Origin of the sequence: Chlorogloeopsis sp. ULAP01 (genome assembly GCF_030381805.1) — a bacterium.
In the GTDB taxonomy this organism is placed as follows: domain Bacteria; phylum Cyanobacteriota; class Cyanobacteriia; order Cyanobacteriales; family Nostocaceae; genus Chlorogloeopsis.
In genome coordinates, this window is the sequence record NZ_JAUDRH010000001.1 from 680,835 (window position 1) to 702,176 (window position 21,342).

21 protein-coding genes and 1 tRNA gene are annotated in these 21,342 nt (G+C 40.0%); 14 read left to right on the forward strand and 8 right to left on the reverse strand.

Translation table 11 applies throughout. The features are described 5' to 3' along the window. Positions 1-84: 84 nt before the first annotated feature. Both QUB80_RS02960 and QUB80_RS02965 read left to right on the forward strand, forming a co-directional pair. Positions 85-969, forward strand: coding sequence for a LysR family transcriptional regulator (locus QUB80_RS02960; RefSeq protein WP_289787994.1), 885 nt, complete (start codon positions 85-87; stop codon positions 967-969). Further along, complete coding sequence (locus QUB80_RS02965; RefSeq protein WP_289787995.1) at positions 966-1,607, forward strand: class I SAM-dependent methyltransferase; 642 nt, start codon at positions 966-968, stop codon at positions 1,605-1,607. Before QUB80_RS02960 ends, QUB80_RS02965 begins: the two co-directional genes overlap by 4 nt. A gap of 77 nt (positions 1,608-1,684) precedes the next feature. Here QUB80_RS02965 and QUB80_RS02970 read toward each other — a convergent pair whose 3' ends face one another. Both QUB80_RS02970 and QUB80_RS02975 read right to left on the reverse strand, forming a co-directional pair. Then, positions 1,685-2,467, reverse strand: coding sequence for a class I SAM-dependent methyltransferase (locus QUB80_RS02970; protein WP_289787996.1), 783 nt, complete (start codon positions 2,465-2,467; stop codon positions 1,685-1,687). 248 nt (positions 2,468-2,715) lie between these two features. Continuing rightward, positions 2,716-2,991, reverse strand: coding sequence for a hypothetical protein (locus QUB80_RS02975; RefSeq protein ID WP_289787997.1), 276 nt, complete (start codon positions 2,989-2,991; stop codon positions 2,716-2,718). A 1,692-nt stretch (positions 2,992-4,683) separates the two neighbouring features. Between QUB80_RS02975 and QUB80_RS02980 the strand changes: the two genes are divergently transcribed. The 5 genes from QUB80_RS02980 to QUB80_RS03000 all read left to right on the forward strand — a co-directional run bounded on the left by QUB80_RS02980 (position 4,684) and on the right by QUB80_RS03000 (position 9,058). After that, positions 4,684-5,397: a response regulator gene (locus QUB80_RS02980; protein ID WP_289788127.1), complete on the forward strand. Its 714-nt coding sequence runs from the start codon at positions 4,684-4,686 to the stop codon at positions 5,395-5,397. A gap of 54 nt (positions 5,398-5,451) precedes the next feature. After that, positions 5,452-6,492 (forward strand): sensor histidine kinase, encoded by a 1,041-nt coding sequence (locus QUB80_RS02985; protein ID WP_289788128.1) that lies wholly within the window; start codon positions 5,452-5,454, stop codon positions 6,490-6,492. Between the two features lie 272 nt (positions 6,493-6,764). Beyond that, positions 6,765-7,670 carry a S1C family serine protease gene (locus tag QUB80_RS02990; protein ID WP_289787998.1) on the forward strand — a complete coding sequence of 302 codons (906 nt, stop codon included), beginning with the start codon at positions 6,765-6,767 and terminating at the stop codon, positions 7,668-7,670. Between the two features lie 135 nt (positions 7,671-7,805). Further along, positions 7,806-8,414, forward strand: coding sequence for a S1C family serine protease (locus QUB80_RS02995; RefSeq protein ID WP_289787999.1), 609 nt, complete (start codon positions 7,806-7,808; stop codon positions 8,412-8,414). Continuing rightward, on the forward strand, positions 8,411-9,058 hold the full coding sequence (locus tag QUB80_RS03000; protein ID WP_289788000.1) for a response regulator transcription factor: 648 nt from the start codon (positions 8,411-8,413) through the stop codon (positions 9,056-9,058). Before QUB80_RS02995 ends, QUB80_RS03000 begins: the two co-directional genes overlap by 4 nt. Positions 9,059-9,069: 11 nt before the next feature. Here QUB80_RS03000 and QUB80_RS03005 read toward each other — a convergent pair whose 3' ends face one another. Both QUB80_RS03005 and QUB80_RS03010 read right to left on the reverse strand, forming a co-directional pair. Beyond that, a complete protein-coding gene (locus QUB80_RS03005) occupies positions 9,070-9,279 on the reverse strand; it encodes a hypothetical protein (protein ID WP_016873032.1) in 210 nt (69 codons plus the stop codon). A gap of 165 nt (positions 9,280-9,444) precedes the next feature. Continuing rightward, a complete protein-coding gene (locus QUB80_RS03010) occupies positions 9,445-9,963 on the reverse strand; it encodes a hypothetical protein (protein WP_289788001.1) in 519 nt (172 codons plus the stop codon). Positions 9,964-10,321: 358 nt separating this feature from the next. On the opposite strand from QUB80_RS03010, the gene QUB80_RS03015 reads away from it, so the two are divergent. Together QUB80_RS03015 and QUB80_RS03020 are read left to right on the forward strand one after the other, a co-directional pair. Next, positions 10,322-10,594 carry a GlsB/YeaQ/YmgE family stress response membrane protein gene (locus QUB80_RS03015; protein ID WP_289788002.1) on the forward strand — a complete coding sequence of 91 codons (273 nt, stop codon included), beginning with the start codon at positions 10,322-10,324 and terminating at the stop codon, positions 10,592-10,594. A gap of 169 nt (positions 10,595-10,763) precedes the next feature. Then, positions 10,764-11,537 (forward strand): thioesterase II family protein, encoded by a 774-nt coding sequence (locus QUB80_RS03020; RefSeq protein ID WP_289788003.1) that lies wholly within the window; start codon positions 10,764-10,766, stop codon positions 11,535-11,537. A 178-nt stretch (positions 11,538-11,715) separates the two neighbouring features. On the opposite strand, the gene QUB80_RS03025 is transcribed toward QUB80_RS03020, so the two are convergent. From QUB80_RS03025 to QUB80_RS03035, 3 genes are all read right to left on the reverse strand, one after another. Continuing rightward, positions 11,716-13,869 carry an acylase gene (locus QUB80_RS03025; RefSeq protein ID WP_289788004.1) on the reverse strand — a complete coding sequence of 718 codons (2,154 nt, stop codon included), beginning with the start codon at positions 13,867-13,869 and terminating at the stop codon, positions 11,716-11,718. A gap of 317 nt (positions 13,870-14,186) precedes the next feature. Beyond that, a complete protein-coding gene (locus QUB80_RS03030; RefSeq protein WP_289788005.1) occupies positions 14,187-14,948 on the reverse strand; it encodes a class I SAM-dependent methyltransferase in 762 nt (253 codons plus the stop codon). A gap of 120 nt (positions 14,949-15,068) precedes the next feature. Beyond that, positions 15,069-16,250, reverse strand: coding sequence for an RtcB family protein (locus QUB80_RS03035; RefSeq protein WP_289788006.1), 1,182 nt, complete (start codon positions 16,248-16,250; stop codon positions 15,069-15,071). A gap of 256 nt (positions 16,251-16,506) precedes the next feature. Between QUB80_RS03035 and QUB80_RS03040 the strand changes: the two genes are divergently transcribed. The 4 genes from QUB80_RS03040 to QUB80_RS03055 all read left to right on the forward strand — a co-directional run bounded on the left by QUB80_RS03040 (position 16,507) and on the right by QUB80_RS03055 (position 19,574). Beyond that, positions 16,507-17,424: a class I SAM-dependent methyltransferase gene (locus QUB80_RS03040; RefSeq protein ID WP_289788007.1), complete on the forward strand. Its 918-nt coding sequence runs from the start codon at positions 16,507-16,509 to the stop codon at positions 17,422-17,424. Then, positions 17,421-18,149 (forward strand): HAD family hydrolase, encoded by a 729-nt coding sequence (locus QUB80_RS03045; protein WP_289788008.1) that lies wholly within the window; start codon positions 17,421-17,423, stop codon positions 18,147-18,149. The genes QUB80_RS03040 and QUB80_RS03045 overlap by 4 nt, the downstream gene beginning before the upstream one ends. Positions 18,150-18,231: 82 nt before the next feature. Beyond that, a tRNA-Ala gene (locus tag QUB80_RS03050) sits at positions 18,232-18,304 on the forward strand. Between the two features lie 340 nt (positions 18,305-18,644). Beyond that, complete coding sequence (locus QUB80_RS03055; RefSeq protein ID WP_289788009.1) at positions 18,645-19,574, forward strand: nucleoside hydrolase; 930 nt, start codon at positions 18,645-18,647, stop codon at positions 19,572-19,574. A gap of 104 nt (positions 19,575-19,678) precedes the next feature. Here the strand turns inward: QUB80_RS03055 and QUB80_RS03060 are convergent, their stop codons facing one another. Beyond that, positions 19,679-19,963, reverse strand: a complete 285-nt coding sequence (locus QUB80_RS03060; RefSeq protein WP_289788010.1) for a hypothetical protein — start codon at positions 19,961-19,963, stop codon at positions 19,679-19,681. A gap of 114 nt (positions 19,964-20,077) precedes the next feature. Here QUB80_RS03060 and QUB80_RS03065 point away from each other — a divergent pair, with 114 nt between their 5' ends. Continuing rightward, complete coding sequence (locus QUB80_RS03065) at positions 20,078-21,172, forward strand: AI-2E family transporter (RefSeq protein ID WP_289788011.1); 1,095 nt, start codon at positions 20,078-20,080, stop codon at positions 21,170-21,172. Positions 21,173-21,342 lie beyond the last annotated feature (170 nt).

The following is a 21,342-nucleotide window of genomic DNA, read 5'->3' on the forward strand; positions in this document are numbered from 1 at the left end:
TCCAAAATCCAAAATTGATATTATACATTCTTCAAACTGTTCTTTGTTCCCTATTCTCTGTTCCCTAATTTCCAGTGTACGTGAATGAATTTGGATTATGTACAAACCTTTTTAGCTGTTGTGCGCACAGGGAGTTTTCGTGAAGCTGCCAAACAACTGGGAATCTCTCAGCCTGCTGTATCACAACACATCAAAAAGTTAGAAGAAATCCTCAAGTCTCAACTTATAGTTCGCGATCGCAAAGGCAATCAACTAACTTCTACTGCCCAAATATTTCTACCCTATGCCGAGAGCTTAATTTTGACGACAGAGCGAGCAGTATCTGCCCTCAAACTCTCTAAACTTACAATTGGAGCAAGTTCTAACATTGGTATTTACCTTTTACCCTCCTATGTAAAATATTATTTGCAGCAGTATGGAAATTCTTGCCATGTTGATTTAGCAATCGAACCAAATCCAGCGATCGCTCACAAGCTGGAAACTGGAGTAGTAGATTTAGCACTAATGGAATGGTGGGATCATCGCCCCGGCTTTACAGTTCAACTTTGGCAAAGTGAAGAACTTGTATTAATAGTGCCACCACATCATCCTTGGTGTAATTTGCCCAGTGTACCCAAAGCCTATCTAGAAACTGTAGAAATGTTGGGTGGTGAACGAGGTACAGGTACAGGGCGTTTGCTACAACAGTACTTTGGTGAGCAATTTGCGAAGATGCGAATTTCTATGCAATTGGGTAGCACAGAAGCTGTAAAAAGAGCAGTACAAGCAGGGCTGGGAGTTTCAATAGTGCTGTCAAAATCAGTTACTCAAGAAGTTGCAGCAGGTATACTACAAGCCATTCCGATCCATGTAGATGGCAAGCCTTTACGCAAAGAACTATTTGTGATTTGGCGCAGTGGTTTATCCACCAATCATCCATGTCACCAATTTGCACAGATGTTGTTACATGAAGCGAAAAACTCATCATGATGGAAACTAAAGTTAGCCAGCAATATAACCAGATGGCGAACGTCTATGATCGCCGTTGGAGTAGGTATATTTTAAATACCCTATTGTTCCTCAAAAATTGGGCAGCAATTCCACCATCGGCAACTGTCTTAGATGTTGGCTGTGGAACCGGGGAATTTGAAAAGATTGTACTAGCTGAAAATCCTACTCAACATATGGTTGGGGTAGATATTTCTCAGAAAATGTTGGCAATAGCTCAAAACAAGTGTCATGAATACACTAACGTCTCTTTTCAAACTGCTTGTGCACTACAACTACCTTTCGCAGATGATAGTTTTGATGTCATTGTGTCTGCCAGTGCCTTTCACTACTTTGATGCCCCCAATGCCGCGCTAACAGAAATGAAACGAGTTCTCAAACCCGATGGTTGCGTGGTAATTTTGGATTGGTGCAGGGATTATTTTTTGTGTCAGGTTTGTGATGTAATACTGAAAATTTTTGACTCTGCTTACAAGCAGTGCTACTCTCAAGCTGAATTTCATAATTTGCTGACGGTAGGAGGATTTGAAATTCGTCGCGCCAGTAAAGTCAGATTTGGGATTTTGTGGGGAATGATGATTGCTACAGCCACACCCAATACCAATTTGAAAAGTGATTAAGGGTGGATGCATTCACCAAATCTAGATACACCAAGGCAATAATCCAAAATCCAAAATTGTATAAGCCTGCATAACTATTAGACACGCTCCCCTACTACCCAAATAAAGGTGTTACGAAAAGTAATTGCACCTGATGAATCTGTGTATTTTCTTGCTGTATCTTCGACTTTCTCCCGTACTGCGGCTTCACCAACCGCATTCATGGCTGCTTGCAAAGAACCCGCCGAAGACAAAGCACGCCAGCATATATCTATGTTAGGGTAACTAAAATCACAACGAGTTTCACCCTGTTCTACAAAGCGCAATCCCGAACTTTCAATCAGTGCTGCCAATACTCCGGGTGCAGAAAGCACAAAAGGGCCGCCACCCGACGGTTTAGAAGGTAAAATACTGATTATTCCACTAAAGACATCTCTCATTTCGCAGTCTTCTGGTTTGCCCCAAGAAGCGATCGCCACTCTTTTGTGCAAGCGAGTTACTCTTGCCAATTCTTTAATCGCTTGCTGCATATCAGTAGCATACATAACTGAGTTGACTGCGATCGCACCATCAAATTCCTCGTTTCTAAAGGGCAGTGATTCCAAATCGGCTTGTTCAAACCGTGCTTGAGGTAATCGTTGACGTGCGATCGCCAATAGTGAGGCACTAGCATCAACACCCGTCACCTCACATCCAAGCTTGGCTGCTTCAATGCACGCACCACCAGCGCCGCATCCAGCATCGAGAATTTTCATGCCCTCTCCAGCGCGAGCAGCATACAAAACATCATGCCAAAGTGGAACAGAGGTAGCTTCTTGATAGTTAGCCCAATCCCCAGCTGCTGCTCCCCATAATACTCCCTGTATCTCAGCAGATCCCATGATATTCCTCTTTCATGAGTTGTATCACTTAGCATTTTAAAATGCCGAGGGAGGCTTGAATGTTAAGCAAAGCTTATTTGATTCAAACTAATCCCAATTCTCTGTAAAGCTGCACATTATTTTGTTTCCTCCCAACCTCCCCTTGGCAAGGGGAGGTGCCGCAGGCGGTGGGTTATCTCTATGTGTCTTCATATAGAAATGGTATAAGGAAACAATAAATTAATGTATCAAACTACTAATAAACCCAGCTACGCCATGTGAAGTACAAAGCTAAATGCAGATATGGCTACAAGTACGGGAACTACTGTGCTGAATTTAAATTCCTTGAGTTTAAATGTTTGTACCAAAGATATGGGAATCAATAAGGGCCATAAAATTGTTGTCACCACAAACATTACTAGAGATAAAAAACTTTCTTCTGGAGAACAAGTAGGATGGCGTAGAGAAAATCTTAAGTAAGTGAGAGAAAAATAGCCAGTTGTGACTAAATAACTAACAACTAAAGCTAATTGTATCCTGTTCACTGCCAACACTCCTTAAGTTTTTATTCTTCAGTAAAATAACTTATATTACCCGATTTCAAGCTTAAATAGTTGCGGATACTAATGTTGTGAGCCTCTCAGCAGCTAACAACCACCTATTTTGGAATTATTTATTCCTCAGGATATCCTGTTATGTAAGCCATACAAAGCTTTCTGTATTATGCCTAGCCCAAATATAGTCATAGCTAAAAACTCAGATAGAATCGTCATATATCTTACTCTCTATCCAACGCTGATCTATTTGAGATAAATGCTAATGGAATTCAGAAGCACGCTACAACAGTACTTTCACTTAATTAAAATTTATTCTAATGAGAGTATCGATTAGAAAATTGGAATAGGAATATCTTGGCAAAATTATTCCAGTTCCGGTTTAAGTATAAATTTTTAAAAATAAAATGAACTAGTTAATACAAAATTTATATAATAGTTGCAAAATTTACTTTCTCTTCTACTTTAAATATGTAAATATTTATACATTAATTATGGCGGTAGAGTTTAGTCTTGAGAATGGCTGTTAGGAAACAAGTAGGCGATCGCAGCCCAGCCAGATAAAGTTATTAAGCCGATAAAAACCACAGCAAAGAAAAAAGCAGGCATAGGTATAACTGAATTTATAAACTTTTTTAAGCGTGCTAATTTATGTTCTAGTTTTTCAGTTAAACCTGAAAAACCATAAATAATGATACTTTCACGCTATTAATTCCATATGACATAGCTATGTCTAACTTATGTCAGTTTCTTTGCTCAAAAACTAAAGATGCTATCTTTTCCCAGTTTATTAAGTTTATAGTTTACGCCACTATGAATTGACATCAGCTGACTATGCCAGTTATTTATCAAGTAAATATTCACGATTATATGTGGGTATGGTAATAGTGAGTAATTTATTTTTGGCATTTCTTAAAGGGAGCACTGACTGTTGCTCTGTTTGTTGATTGAGTTGCTCCAATTTCATTTACCTCTAAGAAGAGTGAGTTATTTTGAAATTCAATGAAAAAGTAAGAATAGAACATTATGAAGTCGCTAAAGCACAAAAAATAAAAAACTTGAGAGATGATTTATAAAGTAAACCTTAAACTGTAGGATGCGTTATGCGTTGCGTTACGGCTAATTCTCCCACATTCTTAAACTCTCAAGTTCTCGCATAGCCGTAACACAACGGTAATAAAACGAGAACTCAGAGCGGCGTCTACCGCCGTACTCTACCTTGAAGCCGTGCAGAGCGCGTCTACGCGAAGCGTCCTGGAGGAAACTTCTGAAGTTCGGTGGGGAGAACATCTGACCGTTTTTTACCTCCTCTACTTAATAATCACTCTATAAATGACCTCCTAGTAAAATAGTATAAAAATAAAGAAAATCAAATTTAATTGACTACAGAAATTCTAGTTATTTAGTTATCTGTGAATTTACAATTTTATTTTTACAACAATGTGTGATTGCTATGACGATATTGTGACAAATTTAATAGCTTTAATAATAGGTTAAAACTTATTTAGCGTTTATATAAATTAATAAAAGCCATGAGATTACTTAATAGTAAGTAATTCTTTGATGTCACTGGAAATTAGCTTTTGCAATTTCTTTGTAGTTCTCCTTGTGCTTTTTACTAAATCTTCAAAGTATTCATGCTTTACTGATATGATTATTGACAGAAAAACTTTCATCAGGCTAATGGAGATTTTGATTGTTGAGGATGAGCTTGAGATTGCTCAGTTAATTCAACTTTATTTGGAAAGAGAGGGATTTTCTTGTCGCCATTGTCGAGATGGAGCAACTGCAATTGAGATGTTTCAGGAGCAAAAACCTGACTTGATTATTCTGGATCTGATGATTCCTCGTTTAGACGGATTAGAAGTTTGTGCACGTATTCGACAGCAACCAAGCTCCAAAGATCCTTACATCCTGATGTTGACAGCCAAAGGTGAGGAAATTGATCGCGTCATTGGTTTGTCCACTGGAGCAGATGACTACGTGATCAAGCCCTTCAGCCCAAAAGAACTGGTAGCTCGTGTGCGAGCGCTCCTACGACGGACACTACGTCACGGCAAGCAAAGTCAAATTTATCAAACTCAACACTTTATCATTGATCTTGAACAACGTTCAGCAAGACGGATTCTAAGTGCAGAGCAATCAGCTCCTTTAGATCTAACAAACTTAGAGTTTGAACTGTTAGCAACATTTATGAGTTACCCAGGTCGAGTTTGGAATCGAACTCAACTAATTGACAAACTTTGGGGCAGTAACTTTTTTGGCGAAGACAGAGTTGTTGATACCCACATCGCACGTCTTAGGAAAAAAATAGAACCTGACCCAGCTAATCCAACTTTTGTTAAAACTGTAATTGGAGTGGGTTATAAGTTTGAAGACCCAGTTATTTTAGGATGAATTGTGAGTAAACTCAGTTTGCGATCGCGATTATTGCTTTCCCACATTGTTGTCATGTTAGTTGGGTTGGCAACCCTTGTGATAGTGGGTAGAGTATTCTCACCTCATCTGTTTGACTTACATTTAAAGCGTTTAGAAGGACGAGGGTTTGACCTCAGTGAAATTCGCAACGATCTGATTTGGAAGTTTGAGTCAGCTTGGAGCCGGGGAGCTTTGTGGTCATTGGTAATGGGTGCAATGGTTTCAGGTGGCTTGAGTTACATCGTTGCCAAGCGCGTTGTACAACCCCTAATTCAGATGGAGAAAATTACTCAGCAATTTGCTCAGGGAAACTTAAAAGCGCGTGTAACTGAGAGTGAAATTTTAGAGTTGAACCGCCTTGCTACTAGCTTTAACAGAATGGCATCAAATCTTGAAGACGTAGAACAGCGTCGTCGGGAGCTTGTAGTAGATTTAACCCATGAGTTACGTACACCATTGACAGTTTTAGAGGGTTATCTGGAGGGTTTAGCAGATGGCACAATCGAATCTTCACCAGAAGTATTTCAGCGATTAGCCGCAGAAACAACCCGATTACGTCGCTTAGTTCATAATATTCAAGAACTATCTAAGGCAGAGGCAGGCTATTTACCGATCAATATTCAACCTACTGATCTATATCTACTCCTGCTTTCCCTGATTCAGCGATTCTCCGATCAACTAGTAGAAGATGGGCCCGTATTGCGTTTGGAGTGTCAGCCCAATCTGCCCCTGGTGTCTGCCGATCCTGAGCGAGTTGAGCAGATTATGGTCAATTTACTTGGCAATGCGTTGCGCTACACCGTTAAGGGATCTATTACAGTACGGGTTTGGAGTGAACCTCCCAAGTTATGGATTGCAGTGATTGATACAGGTCATGGTATTAAGGCGAAGGATTTACCTTTTGTCTTTGACCGATTTTGGCGATCAGAACGCTCCCGCGCCCGCAGTCCGGGTGGTACTGGGGTTGGTTTGGCCATAACACGTAGTTTGGTTGAGTTGCAGGGAGGCCAGATTCAAGTCGAAAGTGAGCTAGACAAAGGAAGTACGTTTCGATTTTCGCTGCCATTAGCATAACATAGAGTCTATTTTCAGACTTTCCCACCCCTACTCACATCTACAGCTTGCCCCTAAAACGCCTGGAACTGAAGTACTAGGCTTATAGTTTAAGTCAGTTAAAACTGACTTTAGCTTTTAGCCAAGAAATAAATTTCTTGGCAGACAAGAGCATAGATGCAAGATTTGAGCCTACCCATTTTTCTAGGTGAAATTCTGCCCAATTTTCCGATGTCATTTTTAGAGACAAAACGGCACAATCTGAGCATCTAGGAAAATTTGTGGAAAAATTTATGTCTTCATTACTAGATTTATCTAATAGTGTTGCTGCCATTGTAGAGCAGGTGGAGAAGACAGTAGTAGCAATTAATGCTGGTTCGCGCATCTCTCCTAGCGGTATCCACTGGCGTAATGGTGTTATTGTTACCTCAGATGAGTCACTTCAACGCTATGACGAAATCACCGTTACCTTGGCAGGCGATCGCAAACTACCAGTAATACTCCTGGGTCACGATCCTAGTACTGATATCGCTGTCTTTAAACTAGAAAATGCAGACATTCCAGTGGCACAAATCGGCGATGCTAAAACCCTCAAAGTTGGACATCTAGTACTGGGATTAGCAAGAAGCAGCGATGGAGACATTAGGGCTGCAATGGGTACTGTAAGTGCGGTTAGTGGTGCTTGGCAGAGTCTGAGTGGCGGTAATATCGACCAATATATCCGCCCAGATATCACACTATATCCTGGTTTTGCAGGCGGCCCACTTGTAGATGCAACTGGTTATGTGGTGGGCATGAACACATCGGGGCGACGGGGTACAGCTTTGACTATTCCCACTGCGACAGTGAATCGAGTAGTACAGCAGTTGCTGTCTGCTGGAAAGATTGCACGCGGTTACTTGGGTGTTGGAATGCAACCAGTACAGTTACCAAAAAATTTGCAAATCGCACTCAATTTATCTGCTGCGACTGGGGTAATTGTCGTCAATGTTGAGCATAATAGTCCTGCTGACAAAGCTGGTGTCACAATCGGAGATGTGTTAGTGGCGCTTGATGGCAATCCTGTAACCGATACAGTTGATGTACTGGCACTGCTCAATCATAGCGATCGCATTGGCAAAACTGTGAAGATGCAACTTGTCAGGGGTGGAGTGTTGATGGAATTAGCGATCATTGTAGGTGAACGAGCAACTGAGTAAGTAGAGGACTAGAGGCTAGGGACTGGGGGGAATAGGAGACAGATGAGTTTAATTGTCCTGTTCCCTGCCTTAAGTTTACGCACTCCAGCAAGGGCTACTTAATTACTAATTCTCAACTAAACATTAAAGACACATATGAATACCACAACATTGACTAACATTGCTGATGAACTGTCAAATTTAGGAAAACAGCTACGTGTTATTACGGTGAAAGTGCGTAGCAGTTATTTTACTGGTGGTTCCGGTGTGATTTGGCAGTCATCTCCACTTTTTCCGGGTAGCCTCATCATCACAAACGCCCATGTTGCTTTTAACAGACGTGCGATTGTTGAACTTGCAGATGGACGAGTATTGACAGCTGTGCGTACTAAAATTGCTCCAGAGTTGGATTTAGCCGCTCTCACAATTGCTGCTACCAATCTACCCACTGCAACTATTGGGAATGCAGATGGATTGCGGGTGGGGGAATTGGTTTTAGCTGTAGGAAATCCGTTTGCTGATAAAGGTGCAGTCACTACTGGAATTGTTTCTGCTAAGAACGAACGATTACTGATGGCGGATATTCAATTATTTCCTGGCAATTCTGGCGGGCTTCTTGCCAACTGCCTCGGTCATGTTGTTGGAATTAATACCATGATTGTAAATGGTTTAGGTGTGGCAATTCCCAGTTCAACTGTTGAGCGTTTTCTCTGTGGTGAAATTCATCCACAGCCTGATGCTAAAAATCCTATGGAGAAAAGATGATTCGGGTACTGGTAGTCGCTGCCTCACCTCTAGTGCGGGCAGGGTTGTCAGCACTGCTGGTAACTGATTCCAAAATCATGGTGGTAGGCAGCGTAGCCGACTTGAATGCACTGACAAAAGAAATTGGACAATTACAACCTGATGTGGTGCTGCTAGATTTGAATGGCTATCTACAGAACTGGAATTGGGAAAAATTACTTTCCAACCCAGAGCAAGCATACTCGTGTGCTTGGCTATTAATTACTGATGAACTTGACAGCCTTAACTTAGCAGAGGCACTGCGTTTTGGTATTCGAGGTATCTTGCCCCAAACTAGTAGCGAGTCAGAAATTGTTGCAGCTGTGGAATCAGTCGCTTTAGGTTTGGTAGTTCTGCACCCTGATGTCCTTGAGTCCTTATTGTCTTTAAAAGATAGTATTCGTGACACAAGTTTAAGCAATTCCATCCAAACCTTGACACCACGAGAAATCGAAGTTTTAGAAATGCTCGCTTCTGGATTGGCAAATAAAGCGATCGCCAAACGGTTGCAGATCTCAGAACATACCGTGAAGTTTCACATTTCTTCTATTTTTCATAAGCTTGGTGTTTCAACCCGCACCCAAGCTGTAAGTGTAGGTGTGCGATTGGGATTGATTATGTTATGAAATCAACAAATTTAATCATCTAATAAACTCATTAATGCTTTAAATTCAAAATCTTGCGGCTCTGAAGACTGACACCGTAATTCTAGCAATTGCCTCTGTAATGCTTCCGCTACATAGGGCATATTAGATTCTTGTGCAATTTTTAACTGATTTTCTTTAATTTTGATTTGTCTAAGCAGGTTGTTTTCAACGTGAATTAAATCGTAGTGTTGAGCAATCATAGCTTGACATCTAGGGAAATTTATAGAGGTGAAATTAATTAAAAATTTACCGTCTATATGTTATCTGACAACTGTATCAAATTTTAGATATATTGTATAAATAGTATTCAAGTATTAGTGCAAATGTATTGTTGAGTGCGATCGCCTCCAAGAAATCACTCATTTTTATTCATTACCCGCAGGTTCAGCTTTCTGGACAGAATTATCACCTACTCCTAAAGTTAGCTGCAAAGGGGTGCGGGATGGATACGCCTTTACCACTTGCCGATAAACCTGGTAGTTAGTGGGTAATGTCCTCTGTTGCTCACCAACTCTATACGTTAGTTTGTACTCCACAGCTTTCAATAATTCGGGCTGGCTCGCCTCTTGTTGAGGTTTTTGCCGTTGCTCCACTTCATCAACAGAAGGTCGTGGTGGTAAAGTTGGCCACCATAAACCTTTATCATCAGGCCCAATAACTGCACCAGAAGGCTTAACGCCATTGCGATTGAGCAAAGAGGTAGTAGCAAAGGTTTCAAGTCGCGGTGATTTTTCAGTAGTTAAGTTATAGGCATATTTTACTTGCCAAGTATAACTAGTAAGTGCTGTGGCTTCATACTGGTCAGTAGTTGGAGTACTGCAACTGGTGATTGTCAGCGTCACTGGTACAACCAATGTTAAAAGTGACAATATTTGCTTTCGCATCCGCTCATACCTAAAATCTTTTACCAGCTAATTTTGATTGATATTGCAATTATTGATGGAACTTAGATCTCAAGACTAACAGCTTAATTCTCCAAGTGGAGGAAACAGATAATTAGAAATGCATATACTGCTCTTACCAAGCAATAATATAGCTCCTAGTTTAGACCTACTAGGAGCTTTTTCTTGATTTTAAGTAGCCTTAATTAGGATATACGTCCAAAGAAATGCTATTAATTCCAAGATTCCTTCATTTCTTCCTTGAGATGCTCCTTAATTAGTTCTAAGGACAGATTGGATAACAACGATTAAATTGTTACTCTATTACTGTTAGTAAAAAACGTTGAATAAACTAAGAGAAATGAACATACTTGCTTGGATTGTTTTAGGTCTAATCGCTGGTGCTATTGCTAAGGCTATCTACCCCGGTCATCAAGGTGGCGGTATTTTGGGAACAATCTTATTAGGTATCATCGGTGCTTTTATTGGTGGTAGTTTAGGCGTATTCTTCAGTACGGGAACTTTAACTTTAGCAGCTCCTACTTTAAGTATTCCTGGTATTTTATTGGCAATCCTTGGTGCGATTATTGCCATTTTTATCTGGAACGCACTAACCCGCCGCAGTGCTGTATAAAAAGCCAAATTGTGGGTAATTTATTATATTAAACCTCAGGGAATCACTTTTAATATTTTTATCCCTGAATTAAAGTAAAACAATAGCGCTTACCTGTAGTAAGGTTGGCGCTATTATTATTTCAGATAAAAATTATTTGTAGTCTTAATTAAATTAAAGCGATCCCCTAATGGCAAATACGCAATTTTTGAATTGGATTACCTGTCCTAAACCTAATCCTCAAGCTTCAGTACGACTATTTTGTTTTCCTTATGCAGGTGGCAGTTCTCTAATTTTTCGCCAATGGCGAGATTATTTACCAACAACAGTTGAACTTTGCCCTGTAGAAATTCCTGGGCGGGGAACTCAAATGAAGTCACCTCCATTCACTCAGCTAGAACCTCTTGTCAGAGCGATCGCATCTGCTATTCAACCATATTTAGACAAACCATTCGCCTTTTTTGGTCACAGTATGGGTGGGCTAGTGAGTTTTGAGCTTACCCGTCTACTTCGCAAACAATATGATATCAGCCCAAATTACCTGTTTGTATCTGGTCGCCACGCTCCTCAAATTCCTAATTCAGATCCACCTATTCACAATCTACCAGAACAGGAGTTTTTGGAAGAACTGCGTCGTTTAAATGGTACTCCCAAATCTGTTCTAGAAAATCGCGAACTGATGCAACTTTTTTTACCTATTCTGCGAGCAGATTTTGCAGTTCTAGAAACTTATGTTTATACTGAACAGCCACCACTTAATTGTCCCATTACTGTTTGTGGTGGTTTGCAAGACCAAGAAGTTAGTTACGATCAACTTCAAGCATGGCAAGAGCAAACAAGCAATTCCTTCTCTGTACATATGCTTCCTGGCGATCACTTCTTTTTGCATTCAGATCAAAGGCAGCTAGTGGAGATTATTTCTAGAACGCTGCATGAAGTAAAAGGGACTGCGATCGGTGATTAGAGACTAGGACTTGTCGTAACCCACATCTTTATAAATCTCCGCTTCGTTGCCATCTCGCCAGAGAATTAATTCTCAAACCTAATAGCTAAAGTCTACTGAAGTAGACTAAACAAAAATTTCAGTCCTAGAAGTGGACTTACGCTGTTAGCTCAGAACTGAAGTTCTGGGGGCATTTTTATTACAATTCCTTGCGTTCCGCTAAATGAGCTTTAATCTCTTTCATATTGCGCCAAACTGGGTGCAACTTTTGCTGGGCAAACATCTGCAATTGATCGCCCTTGTGGGGTGAATTCGGCTGAGTGGCATTACCGTAGCTAGTAAGTGCCATTGCCCGTACAGGATTAGAAAATTCAATTGCAGCAATATAAGAATCGCCTCCAAACGATTGGAAGCGCCCATCAGAATTTGGAACGAAGTTGAGTACACGAAAGATGCCTAATTTTCCTTCTCCTCCGTTGGCTGGTAAATCTACATTTCCATACCTAACCCGAAAAACTTCTCCCCAAGCTACATCTAGGTTACCATAGGCTTTCTCTACCTTAGCTGCTGCTGCTTCGAGAGTTGCTACTGCACTTGCAGGATTTGCCAAACCTTTGGGAGTAGTGCGTGGAGAGTTTTCATTCCAGGGTTGACTAAATGCCTGATCTGGATCAATTTCCTCTGCCCAAGTAGCAAAAAGAACTGCACCTTTACTATCTGCATTGGCTTGTCTATCCCAAGCTGCCAGTACCTTAGCGGCTCGTTTTGCTAACTCACTTCCCTGGTTTTGTGCTGCGGAAATTAAATCATCTAGAATGCGATCAGCTAGTTCCATACGGGTTGAATGTTTGTATGCAATCATTTCGTCGAAAGTTATTTTGGGATCTTCCGCCAACATTTTTGCCGATCGCTGCGCTCGGAAATACATATGACGTGGTGCCATGTAAGGCGGAAAATTATCTGCTTTAATAACAGGTGGAAATGTTGTTGTCCAAGGTGGATCGTTGGCATTTTGCAACCAACCACTTTTTGGGTTAAGTACGCGGGGTAAATCTTGGTAAGGGTGAATTTTTGTCCATAAAGTTTTAGAGGTGTCGCCTGGGATTATACCTTGCCAATATTCAAAATCACCTTCTTGACGCATTGGTACTTGACCATTAAATAGGTGCATGATGTTTCCGGCTCTATCTGCGTACATCACTGTAAACATTGGCAGTTGCAAACGCTTGAGCGCAGTTTCAAACTGAGATAGGTTTTTTGCTCGTGCCATGTCCCACCATTGCTCTAGTACGCCCGGACGATCAAGCCCGACAACTCTTAGCGCTAAAACTTTACCATCTTTCTCGCTGACAACAGGGCCGTGGACAGAACTTTTCACTATTAGTGGTTGTTCGCGCAAAGTGCCGTCTTTTTGCTTAATTTTTAAGGAAAGGGTTTCTGTTTGAAAGGGGCGAACTTGTCCGTCAAAGCGATAACCTTTATCAGCTAACTTGAGTTGATAAGTATCCCAGCCATCATGAGTATTGACTGTATGTGTCCAGCCCAAATTATCATTAAAGGCGATCGCTAAAACTGGAATTCCTACAAGCGTTGCTCCATAAGCATCAATACCTGGTGCATTAATTTGTGCCTCGTACCATAAAAATAAATCTGTCCAAGGTAAGTGTGGGTTTGCTAGCAACATTGCGTTACCAGTTGCAGACTTTTTCGGTGCGATCGCCCAACCGTTAGATCCTGGTTTTTGCTCTGCGTCAGTAATACCTGCTATTTGCTCTGGGCTGACTACAAAAGTAAAATTAAGTACTCTTTGCAGGTGAGCCAATACATCTTCCGATTTTACTGGCAGCACTACTTTTACTTCGTCATCTATCAAATCGGGATGTTCTTTAGCATAAGCGTTGACACCAGCCGCAAACGCATCTAAATAACGACGAAATGCGGGAGTCTGTGCCTTATACCAAGAGCGAGATCGCTCTGGAACTTTCATCGTGAGAACCCATTGATCCGATTCTAAATATTTCTCTCCCCAGTATTCGGCAGCCCTTCCCCGTGCTTGCCCATACAGACGCAAAAGCAAGTTCCCGTGACTTTGCATCTGCGCCCAACCAAAGGCTTTGAAAGCATTGGGGGTATCTTTGGCATAAATATGGGGAATACCGTAAGTATCCCAAAGTATTTCTGTAGTTCGTTGCGATAAAGTTAGGCTTGGACTTGCCCAAGCTAAGGTAAATACAACGCTAAAAATAAAGCATAAAATACGGAAAGATTTTTGAGGAAAAACTTTACTTGTATAACGGCTATACCAAGAAGAAAAAATGCCTTTAATAAAATTTAACTGCGAAATAGCAAGCATAAAATTTATTGCAAATTGCCAATAAAATTCAAATAATAGACAAAGTGTGCTTCTGCACTAATGTCTCCAAAAGCCAATATTAAGGTAGTAAAAGCACTTGCGATCGCACTCACACTACACTTAATAAATGATATTTATTTGCAATAAACAATAAAATAAAATCAAGATCCTGTCAACTGCTTCAATCTTGTTAATCAGCAATTTAGAATAAATTCGCGGTACTTGTTTGAGGCGATCGCTTTCCCTATTTGTATATCCATGCCTTTGAGTGCCACTGCCTGATAGGGTGTAACCGACTCAAAAACTTTTTCTAGGAGTTAATTTGACAATTTTTGAAGAATGTAGAAGATATAACCATAATATTCAGAGTATTTCCGATAAAGGTCAATTTCCAATTGAGTCATATTAATAACTTCAAGAGCCTCTACATCATCTTGGTAATGTTTTTTTAATAGCTGTACTCTCTCTTCCAGGGGATTATAGTAATGATTCCACCAAGCTGACTCCGGCAGTATCAACCAATCAATAATTTTATATCCACTATTTTTTTGAATAATCTTCAAATTACCATCAACATCTTGCATTGCAGGATAATTTGCATTCCAAAATTCCTCTAGTTCCCTTGGTGGATGAGGTTTAAGCCATGTAATTTCTGTCGCCGCCAAGTAACCCCCCTGTTTAAGTAAAGACTTCCACTGCTCTATTCCGTTTTCAAAACCGATAATGTATATTGCACCTTCAGCCCAAATAACATCAAAACTTGCCTGAGGAAAATCGAGGGTAAACATATCAGCATTTACTACTTCGATTTTGTCTGACAATTCTTTTTGTAGAACTTTCTGTTTAAGTTTATCGACATACAAAGTATGCTTGTCAATCGCAATAATTTTTCCATTTATCAAATTGGCTAAATCTAAAGTTTGAAAGCCCGCTCCACAACCAATATCCAGTATCTTTATATTTGATGGCAAATCAACCATCTTTAGAAAAGCTTTTTTTGTAGATTCAGAATCACCAGGCCCTTGCCTGGGTATACCCTGATGAATTTCAAAAAAGACTTTCAAATTTTTTTGATTCACCTTTTATCATCCTTATTTTTATTCATTTTATGATTAACAGGTAGAAGACACTAAGTTACCTTTTTCTAATTTATTACTGCCTTCTACGCTCTAAAATTTGCCTTCAGTAAAGTCGTTGATTCATCCCTTCACACAAATAACCTGCTTGAGAGTCGCCACAACTTCCACCAAATCAGATTGATTTTCCATAACTTGATCTATTGGTTTATAAGCACCAGGAATTTCGTCTAAAACACCAGTATCTTTTCGACATTCAACACCTTTTGTTTGCTCTATCAAATCATCAAGAGTATAGACATTTTTTGCCTTATTTCTTGATATCAAACGTCCTGCACCGTGAGAACAAGAACAAAAGCTGTGAGCATGACCTTTACCTTTGACGATATAAGATTTTGCCCCCATTGAACCAGGGATAATCCCGTAGTCTTCCTTTTTGGCGCGGACTGCACCTTTACGAGTTACGTATACTTCCTCACCAAAATGCATTTCTTTTTCAGCGTAATTGTGATGGCAATTCACCTCTAATAAAGGTTTAGTAGCCTTTCCGCCTGCTAGGTGCTTCTCGATAATGTGCTTGAAACGCGCCATCATCACATCGCGATTGAAACGCGCATAATCCTGCGCCCACTGCAAATCTCGCCAATAGGCATTGAATTCCGGCGTATTAGCTACAAAGTAAGCTAAATCAGGATCGGCTAATTTGTTTCCTGCCATTTTTGCCAATTCCTTGGCTGTGCTAATGTGGCACTGAGCAAGCATATTACCGATATTGCGGGAACCGGAATGCAACATCAGCCAAACTTGGTTTTCTGTATCGAGACAAACTTCAATAAAATGGTTGCCGCTACCGAGAGAACCCATTTGTCTCATGGCTTTGCCTTGCAAGTCTTGTACTCCTGAATGCAAGTCAGGGAAATCACGCCATCGTTGCCAATTGGTAACACTTTTTTCTACATCTTTATTTTCGTTGAAACCAGTAGGAATTGCTGCTTCAATATCCTGCCTAATTTTCTTCAGTTTTCCTTCTAGTTGTTCTCCCTTAAATGGTGTTTTAATTGCACCCATACCGCAACCAACATCTACACCCACAGCCGCAGGGATAATAGCTTCTTTTGTAGCAATTACAGAACCAACTAAAGCTCCTTTTCCTAAGTGAACATCTGGCATTAATGCCACGTGTTTAAATACAAATGGCAATGATGCTACATTTTTTGCCATCTTAATTTCTTCTGAGCCTAAAGGGTGATTTGCCCAAGATAAAACTGGAGATGGTGTAGAAATTTCTAATTCTTCGTAAGGCATATATAAGATTTTGGTGGTTAACTACTAATAAAAACACAATTCACAATTTAAATCGCTTCCTTATTTTCTAGTAGATTAATGACTACTGTTGAGAGGCAGTAACTTATGTATTGCTTGTGTATTATAAATGTATTATTTAAAGATAACAAATGTCAAGCCTATCTCCAAAGGAGGAAAGTATCTGTCGCCAAGTTATATTAAAATCTGTAAAGAAAATGACTGTAGTAGAAACAGTCATCCATTCTGAAACAATCTTATGGCAGTTCGTCAAGATACAATTTGGGAGCGTTTCTTGTCTCCTTTAGTACGTTATTTCATCAATGAAGAGGAGTTGCGGCGCTACGCCGAGAGTGTGGATTGGGAAAGGGAAAGCGATCGCTTCCGACGTGCCGACGTTACAATCCCTGCCTACTACAGCACTCAAAACTTTCACGGTATTCAGGGCGGATATCTAAAGTCTGGTGCGGCGGTTACCTACGACGCTGTTACTCAGTATGTGCTACCACCAAATGAAGCTTGGGTACGCCAAGCTTTAATTGATGCTGTCAAAGTACAGCCACGGCGCATTTTGGATTTAGGGTGCGGTACTGGTTCGACAACATTAATGCTCAAGCAAACTTTCCCGGAAGCAGAAGTTATTGGTTTAGATTTGTCGCCCTATATGCTAGTAAGAGCTAGCCATAAAGCCAAAAACGCTGCTTTAAATATTCACTGGCAACACGGTAATGCAGAAAAGACGGGTTTTGCCCCTGATTCTTTTGACTTAGTAACAGCTACTTTGTTATTTCACGAAACACCGCCAAGAGTATCACAGGCAATTCTGAAAGAAAGCTTCCGATTGTTGAGGGTAGGTGGACAAGTACTGATTCTCGATGGTAATCAAAAGGCCCTAAGTCAGTTAGAATGGCTCAATGATGTGTTTGAGGAGCCGTATATTCGTGAATACGCAGCGCTCAGTGTGGATGCATGGATGGGTGCAGCAGGATTTGAAACAGTACGAACCCAAGATGTATGGTGGATACATCAAGTGTCTAGTGGTATAAAACCAATACCAACATCAGAAGGAATTGCTGAAGTGAATATGCGGCAGTATACTTCTACATCGATAGACAAAACATCAAATAATAACGATTTGCAGGGTTTTCCCTCTCCAGCTTTCAATACAACGGCATGATTTTAAAGGCAGTTCTGTTTGATTTTAATGGCGTCATCATTAATGATGAGTCGATCCACGAACAACTAATAAAGCAAATTCTGATTGAAGAAAATCTTACTCTTAAACCAGGTGAGTATAAAGAAATTTGCCTTGGACGCAGCGATCGCGCCTGTGTGCGAGATATACTCAAAAATCGCGGTCGTGTTGTCAGTGAAGAATATTTGACTCAGTTGTTACACAAGAAGGCACAATTGTACGTGCAGGAATTAGAAAAACTGGAAAAACTGCCTTTGTATCCTGGTTTAGATGATTTGATATTTCAAGTGCGATCGCGCAATTTAAAGTTAGCTTTAGTGAGTGGAGCCATCCGTAAAGAAATAGAACTTGTGCTAGAACGCGCTAAATTAGCTCAACACTTTTCTGTAATAGTAGCTGGAGATGATATTACCGCCAGCAAACCAGAACCAGACGGTTATTTATTAGCTGTGGAACACCTTAATCAAGCATATCCCGAACTAAATCTTCAACCAGATGAATGTTTGGTAATAGAAGATACTCCCGCAGGCATCCAAGCGGCAAAACAGGCTGGGATGCAAGTAGTGGGTGTAGCGAATACTTATCCCTTCCATATGCTTCAGCGTCAAGCAAACTGGACAGTAGATTATCTAACCGACTTGGAACTAGAACGGGTACAGGAAGTTTACTTACAGCGCCAGTGCCAACCTACAGCAAGTGAATGCTAAAATGGCTAGTGGTGAATGGTTAATTATTAATTATTAATGGAAGACTAGCAACAGACAATTAATTATTAGTAATTAACAATTTGGGGAATTAGCTCAGTTGGTAGAGCGCTGCGATCGCACCGCAGAGGTCAGGGGTTCGAGTCTCCTATTCTCCATTTGGACATTAAATAATTATTGTCCATGCGGTGTACCCAAACAAACTCTTGAGGTACAGGTGTGGGTACAGTTTGTATTGAATCCGTGAACAGGTCTGTTTTCCTGACTTTCAGCTATCAATCCAGTTTTAAAGAATTATTGTCCAATTAGACGCAGCAAAACTCAGTTTAATATATAGACCATAATTTCAAGTATACTCAAATCTTGCACATGAAAATACGGATGTTAAAACCACAACTATGTGTAAGGGGAGCTAGGCGTTCAATATTAAGTTAAGTATTCGGTGAGGTACAAGTTCTAAGTTGAGATGAAGTGTAAAAATAAATAACAATAAAATATATGCGTAAATTTTTAATAGACACAGATACTGCTTCTGATGATGCTGTTGCTCTGATTATGGCACATCGTTGCCCAGATATCCATGTTGAAGCAGTAACAATTGTGAGTGGTAATGTACCTGTGGAGCAGGGAGTTAAAAATGCACTGTATACGCTCGAAGTATGCAATGTTTCCACACCAGTATATATCGGCTGCTCTAAGCCAATATTGAGAGCAAGTAGTTACGCACATTGGTTTCATGGTGATGATGGCATGAGTAATAGGTACTACCCTGAGCCTAAAAGTCAAGCTCAATCAGCACATGCGATCGAGGTAATTATTGAAACTATCAAAACTTATCCTGGTGAAATCACGCTTGTGACACTAGGGCCACTTACCAATATAGCTACTGCATTACTACGCGCTCCAGAAATAGCCTCGTTAGTACAGCGTTGTGTGATTATGGGTGGTGCAGCTAATACAGTTGGTAATGTTACACCATCTGCTGAGTATAACATTTGGGTAGATCCAGAAGCTGCCAAAATTGTCTTTCATAGTGGTATGCCAATAGAAATGGTAGGTTGGGAGTTAAGCCGCCACGATGCTGCCTTAACCCCTGCCGAAATAGAGACAATTACTAACTTCGGTACACAAACATCACGTTTGGCAATGGAGTGCAACAAAATAGCTTTAGATACCAGTATGAACATTCAGTCTGCTCCTGGTTTGATGCTACCCGATCCTGTAGCGATCGCTGTTGCTCTCGATCCAAATATTGTCAAGCGGCAAGGCAAATACTTTGTAGAAATTGAAATTACAAGTGAACTTACACGAGGTGCAACAGTTGTCGATGAGTTGGGCGTACTGCACAAAACCCCAAACATAAATGTAGTCTGGGCTATAAATATACCCCGATGGAAAGAACTTTTGTATACTTGTTTACGCTCTTGAGAAAACTATTAAAGATTAAGCCCTAAAAATTCCAATAAACAAAGACAGCGATCGCAATCAAAAAAATCATTGCGATCACGTTGACTATACATATACATACCTTGTTACTCAGCCAATTTTTTGCTCATGAGATTGTAACTTGGTAATATTAATAATCCGCTTGCTGGTTCTCTAAATTCTTTGGGTTGTTCTGTTGCTTGTCGGCTCATATTAAATATGACTGAACCAAGCACAAAGATACCTAAACCGACAAAAATCAATACGAAGGCACGTATCAATACATTACTAGGACGTGGATCTTGCATTTGTTGAGCTACTGCCTTCAGTTTCTGATTTGAAGATACTGTGCTATCAAGCTCTAAAATTCTATCCCAGGTTGGAAAAATCATTGCCCTTGAAAAATCAGCCTTGAAGAGGCTTTTTTCACAAAGACATTAGAGCTACTTTAAAAACATTCAAGTCAGCACAATTGCTGGAAAATGCAAAAATTTGGAGGCTAGATAGTGCGTTTCGGGCAATTAATCGGCTTTCTCGCTCTTGCTATATCTATTTATATCCTCTGGCAAATTCGCACTATCCTTTTGGTGATATTTGCGGCTGTCGTCTTGGCAACAGTACTAAATCAATTGGTGCAATTTTTTCAAAGAGCTAGGATCAAGCGAGGCGTGGCAGTTGCGCTCACAGTTGTCTGTGTACTACTTGTATTATTCGGTTTTTTCACTTTGATTGTGCCACGTCTTGTCGAGCAATCACAACAACTGACCAGACTTTTACCTTTGACAGTAGAACAATTACGTTTATGGAATAACTGGCTGCGCGGTGCAATTCCAGAGCAATTTCTAGAAAATATTAGTGGGCTTGGTTATCTGACTCAGGGTTTACAAAATTGGTTAAATCAATTACTTAATAATTTCTTTTACTTAGTTAGCAGATCACTAGCTGTTGCTGTGGGATTGTTGCTATTCTTTGTGTTGACAATTATGCTTTTGACCAATCCCTCACCATATCGACAAGGCTTCATACTATTATTTCCTGCCTTCTACCGCAGAAGAGTGAATGAAATTTTAGATCAATGTGCAACTTCTTTAACTGGCTGGATCAAAGGCACACTCCTAACAATGTTAATCATTGCCACACTAAGTTATTTTGGATTATTGATTTTGGGAGTGCCATTGCCACTAGTAAATGCAGCTTTAGCAGGGCTATTAGAATTTATACCAAATGTAGGGCCAACATTAAGTACAATTCCACCAGCACTTTTGGCATTGGGTGTTGCACCTTGGAAAGCAGTTGCAGTTATTGCTTTATACTTTGGAATTCAACAAATTGAAAGCTTAGTTGTATTACCTTTGATTATGGAAAGTCAAGTATCTTTATTGCCAGCAGTTACCTTAGTGGCGGTAGTAATATTTGGTAGTTTTTTTGGATTTTTAGGTGTATTTCTGGCTGTTCCTTTAGTAATTGTGCTGCAAATTTGGATAAAAGAAGTTTTAGTCAAAGATATACTTAATCATTGGCAAGGAAATAAAAAAGAGCATTTTGAAGATGAATCAGATGTAAATGATAGTAAATCTAACTCTACGTTTGAAAATAGTTAAATCTGAAATATTTGGTAGAAATCAAACTAATAACAACGTTGTTAATCGCATCATAAACAAAATAAACCCAGTAAAATCTAAACTTGATTTCTAACAATAGTTAGACATCGATTGTTTTTTCATCATTCAAAAGAGAGATGAATAAATCGTTGAGATTTAGAAAATGAAAG